The sequence below is a fragment of the Neptuniibacter sp. genome, from assembly GCF_024231755.1.
GTDB lineage: Bacteria > Pseudomonadota > Gammaproteobacteria > Pseudomonadales > Balneatricaceae > Neptuniibacter.
In genome coordinates this window covers 1-4,585 of the sequence record NZ_JAAEQH010000066.1, presented here as the reverse complement: position 1 = coordinate 4,585, position 4,585 = coordinate 1, and the positions used below count along the sequence as shown (strand labels likewise).

Here is a 4,585-nt window from a genome sequence, read left to right as displayed (position 1 = left end):
CAGAAAGGCCCTCTATATCTGCCAGATGGCGAAAATCAAAAGCAAACACAGCAGAAGTAAAAGTTTAGAGAAGATTGATGGATACATTTGAATATCGTAATGGGCAGCTCTGTTGTGAGGATGTTGCCCTGACCCGCATCGCTGAAGAGTTTGGTACGCCAACCTATGTTTATTCTCGTGATGCGCTAGAACGAGCTTACTTAGCTTATGCCGAGGCATTGGAAGGGCAGAAGTCCTTAGTTTGTTATGCCGTTAAAGCTAACTCAAATCTGGCCGTGTTGAATGTATTGGCTCGCCTGGGTGCAGGTTTTGATATTGTTTCTGTAGGTGAACTGGAGCGTGTTCTGCGTGCCGGTGGTGATGCCACCAAGGTTGTGTTCTCTGGTGTAGGTAAGCAGCCTCATGAGATCAGCCGCGCTCTGGAAGCAGGTATTCGCTGTTTTAATATTGAATCAGAAGCAGAGCTTGAGAGAGTTAACGAAGTGGCTGCATCTGAAGGCAAAGTCGCTGCCATCTCTTTCCGCGTGAACCCTGATGTTGATGCGGGTACTCACCCATATATTTCAACGGGGTTGAAAGAGAATAAGTTTGGTATCGATATTGATGATGCGGTGCGCATTTATGCCCGTGCTGCAGAGATGGACAGTGTTGATGTCGTTGGAATGGATTGCCATATCGGTAGCCAACTGACAGAAGTGGCACCTTTCCTGGATGCTTTGGATCGTGTCCTCGTGCTGGTGGATACGCTGGCGGAACAAGGTATTACGATCAAACATCTGGATCTGGGTGGTGGTTTGGGCGTGTGCTACACCGACGAGGTTCCACCAACACCGCAGGAATATATCTCTGAGGTTCTTAAGAAAGTTGAAGGCCGTGATCTGGAACTGATCTTTGAACCAGGCCGCTCCATTGCCGCTAATGCCGGTGTAATGCTGACGCGTGTTGAATTCCTGAAATGTACTGGTGAGAAAAACTTTGCCATTATCGATGGCGCGATGAACGATCTGATCCGTCCATCTTTGTACAGCGCATATCAGGAGATTGTCCCTGTAATGCTGCGTGAGACTGGTGAAGCTCAGAGTTGGGACTTGGTAGGACCTGTCTGTGAGACAGGGGACTTCCTGGGTAAGGATCGTGAATTGAATCTGGAAGCGGGTGATCTGCTAGCGGTTTGTTCAGCGGGTGCTTACGGCTTCGTTATGGCGTCTAACTACAACAGCCGTGGTCGCCCGGCAGAGGTGATGGTAGATGACAATCAGCATTACCTGATCCGCAAGCGTGAGTCGCTGAGTGATCTGGTTAAAGGCGAGCAGTTACTGCCTAAGGATCGCTAAATGTTAGTCCGTTTTACCAAAATGCATGGTTTAGGCAATGACTTTATGGTGTTGGATCTTGTGACCCAGCGCCTAAAAGTAACGCCTAAACTGGTAAAAAAACTGGGTGATCGTAATTTCGGTGTAGGGTTTGATCAGTTATTGATAGTTGAACCACCCACCGAACCCGAAGTGGATTTCCGTTACCGCATTTTCAATCAGGATGGCTCTGAGGTGGAAAATTGCGGTAATGGCGCGCGCTGTTTCGCCAAGTTTGTAAAGGATAAACGCCTTACTGGAAAAACAGAGATCACTGTGCAGACGGCCAATGGTCGAGCTGTGTTAAATATCCATCCTGACAAGCGTGTTGAGGTGGATATGGGTGAACCTGTACTGCAACCTGATCAGGTACCTTTTACCGCAACAGAGCAGGCAAATACCTATCAGGTTGAGGTGGAAGGGCAAAGCGTAGAGCTTAGCGCGATCTCCATGGGTAACCCCCATGGTGTTTTGTTGGTTGATAATACTGAAACTGCACCTGTTGAAACATTAGGCCCTGCGTTGGAGTCTCATCACTGTTTTCCGGCTAAAGCCAATATCGGTTTTATGCAGGTGATCAGCCGAAATGAGGTCAATCTGCGTGTGTTTGAGCGTGGAGTAGGTGAAACGATGGCTTGTGGTACGGGTGCATGTGCGGCAGTTGTGGCTGGTAAGCTACGCGGTGAACTGGATATGCCGGTAACAGTTCATCTGCCAGGCGGTGATCTTGAGATTGAGTGGCAGGGAGTAGGGCAGCCGGTAATAATGACCGGTCCTGCGACAACGGTTTATGAAGGGCAGATTTTTGTATGAATGATTCAACACTGAGCGAAGCGCAAGTTGCTGAGTTTCTGCAAGCGCATCCCGACTTTTTCTCCAGAAATGCCAAGCTGCTTGAAAAACTGCATGTGCCTCACGAGACGGGGCGTGCTGTTTCTCTAATCGAGCGTCAGACGACCGTGCTGCGTGAGAAAAATCAGAACCTTACAGCTCATCTGTCGGACCTGATCGATATTGCTCGTCATAATGATCTGCAGTTCGAGAAAACTAAGCGAATGGTGCTGGCGCTGCTGGAAGCGGAAACGCTGGATGATATCGCAGTGGCGATCGATGAAAGCCTGTGTCAGGACTTTCAGAGTGATACTACCGCACTGGTTCTGTTCACAGAAAAACCATTGGATGTGAATAATCTACGTCTGATGCTGCGCGAAGATGCCGGTACGATCAGTAACCTGATTGCCACTAACCTTCCAAGCTGTGGTCGTTTAAGCGAGGCTGAAAACCGTTTTATCTTTGCTGATGAATCTATCAAAGTGCAGTCTGCTGCCGTAGTACCTCTGGTGCAGGGTGAGACTTTAGGGCTGTTGGCGGTAGGTAGTTATGATCCCAACTATTTCAGCAGCAGTCAGGGTACCGTTTTGTTGAGTTATGTGGGTGAAGTGCTGAGCCGTGTTGCCAGCAGGGTTTTACGCCTGCAGGAATTTTAATAAACAGCCTACTTTATTCCGGGAGAGTTAAGTGAAAGAAATACTGCTTGAGCAGTTCCTTCACTATTTGGCGACCGTACGTCAGCTCTCTCCGTATACCCTTGATAATTACAGTCGTGATCTGGCGAAACTGCTCACTTTTACTGAGGAGCAGGAAGTGCCTGAGTGGCAGGATGTTGAAGCTAAACATATCCGCCAATTCGTGGCGCAGATTCATCGTCAGGGCCTAGCCGGTTCAAGTATTCAGCGTACCCTCTCTGCTATCCGTAGTTTCTATAATTACCTTTCCCGTGAACGACTAGTAGAGCACAACCCTGCAGATGCGGTACAGGCACCGAAATCACCAAGGAAGTTACCTAATACTCTAGATGCAGATCAGATCGGGCAGTTGCTAGAAGTGCCTGTTACTGATGCTGCCTCTGCCCGGGATGCTGCCATTATGGAGCTGATCTACTCCTCAGGACTTCGTATATCGGAGTTAGTGGGAGTCGATATGTATGATATGGATCTGTCAGACCATAGCTTGAGGGTGAAAGGTAAGGGCAGTAAAGAGCGTGATCTGCCCATAGGTAGAAAGGCGCTTGAAGCGATAGATCGTTGGTTGGAATATCGTTACCAGCTGGCTGATTATTCAGAACAGGCGCTGTTTGTCAGTAAGCAGGGTAAACGTATTAGTGTCCGAGCAGTACAGCAGCGTATGGATTACTGGGGCAAGCGTTTAGGTATTCAGGGTAAAGTTCATCCACACCGTTTACGGCACAGCTTCGCCAGTCATATGCTTGAATCCAGTGGCGACCTGCGAGCGGTGCAGGAGCTGTTGGGGCATGAAGATATATCCACAACCCAAATCTATACTCATCTTGATTTTCAGCACCTGATGCAGGTGTATGAGGGTGCTCACCCCAGAGCGCATAGGAAGGACAAAAAATGATCCGTTGTATAACTTTCGATCTTGATGACACCCTATGGGCTGTTGATCCAGTAATCCGTCATGCTAACCAAACGATGTTTGATTGGTTGGCGCAGTACGCACCAGAATTTACTCGCTGTTATCAATTGCAGGATCTGATGACGCTTCGTAAAGCGGTTCTGGATGAAATGCCGGATATTGCTCATAGCGTTACCCGTATTCGAATTGCTCAACTGCGCTATGGCATGCTGAAGGCGGGGTATCAGGCAGATATAGCGGAGCAACTGACTCAGCAGGCCTTTGAGGTATTCCTTCAGGCGCGGCAGCAGGTGGAGTTCTTTGAGCACGCAAGGGAGATGCTCTCTGAATTGAAACAACAGGGCTATCAACTGGGAGCCTTAAGTAACGGTAATGCCGATATTCATAAGGTGGGTTTGGCAGACCTGATTGATTTTCAGTTTAAGGCTGATGATGTGGGATCGATGAAACCTGACCCGCTGATGTTCCAACAGATGTTACAGCACACAGGACTGAGGCCTGAGCAGGTTATCCATATAGGAGATAACCCCGAGCATGATATTGAAGGCGCAAATGCGGTAGGGATCTGGACTATTTGGGTAAATATGGGTCAAGAAGGCGGGTGCTCTATCGCTTCTGAAGAGGTAAACAGCCTTGATCAGATTCTAGAAAAGGTTGCTTTAATTAATAAGCAGGCAGAAAAAAGGGCTACTTTGTAGCCCTTTACAGTATTAGATAAATATCAAACTTTAAACTGACCAACCACGGTTTGCAGGTGGCTCGCCTGTCGGGCTACTTCTTCACTTGCTGAAGCATTT

The 4,585-nt window shown here is 48.3% G+C and carries 5 protein-coding genes; all 5 read left to right on the top strand.

Annotated features, from left to right (window positions below; genetic code table 11):
- Positions 1-77: 77 nt before the first annotated feature.
- The 5 genes from lysA to GY843_RS03255 are packed head-to-tail and all read left to right on the top strand — an operon-like array spanning position 78 to position 4,486.
- On the top strand, positions 78-1,334 hold the full coding sequence (lysA, locus tag GY843_RS03275) for a diaminopimelate decarboxylase (protein WP_297306478.1): 1,257 nt from the start codon (positions 78-80) through the stop codon (positions 1,332-1,334).
- A complete protein-coding gene (dapF, locus tag GY843_RS03270) occupies positions 1,335-2,165 on the top strand; it encodes a diaminopimelate epimerase (RefSeq protein ID WP_297306476.1) in 831 nt (276 codons plus the stop codon).
- Positions 2,162-2,839 (top strand): DUF484 family protein, encoded by a 678-nt coding sequence (locus GY843_RS03265; RefSeq protein ID WP_297306474.1) that lies wholly within the window; start codon positions 2,162-2,164, stop codon positions 2,837-2,839. The genes dapF and GY843_RS03265 overlap by 4 nt, the downstream gene beginning before the upstream one ends.
- 31 nt (positions 2,840-2,870) lie before the next feature.
- A complete protein-coding gene (xerC, locus tag GY843_RS03260) occupies positions 2,871-3,770 on the top strand; it encodes a tyrosine recombinase XerC (protein WP_297306472.1) in 900 nt (299 codons plus the stop codon).
- The gene (locus GY843_RS03255) at positions 3,767-4,486 is read left to right on the top strand and encodes an HAD family hydrolase (protein ID WP_297306470.1); all 720 of its coding nucleotides are present in this window, start codon (positions 3,767-3,769) and stop codon (positions 4,484-4,486) included. Before xerC ends, GY843_RS03255 begins: the two co-directional genes overlap by 4 nt.
- Positions 4,487-4,585 lie beyond the last annotated feature (99 nt).

Coding starts and splice junctions, on each gene's coding strand:
- GY843_RS03255 (WP_297306470.1), top strand. CDS start 3,767: ATGATCCGTTGTATAACTTTCGATCTTGATGACACCCTATGGGCTGTT.
- lysA (WP_297306478.1), top strand. CDS start 78: ATGGATACATTTGAATATCGTAATGGGCAGCTCTGTTGTGAGGATGTT.
- GY843_RS03265 (WP_297306474.1), top strand. CDS start 2,162: ATGAATGATTCAACACTGAGCGAAGCGCAAGTTGCTGAGTTTCTGCAA.
- dapF (WP_297306476.1), top strand. CDS start 1,335: ATGTTAGTCCGTTTTACCAAAATGCATGGTTTAGGCAATGACTTTATG.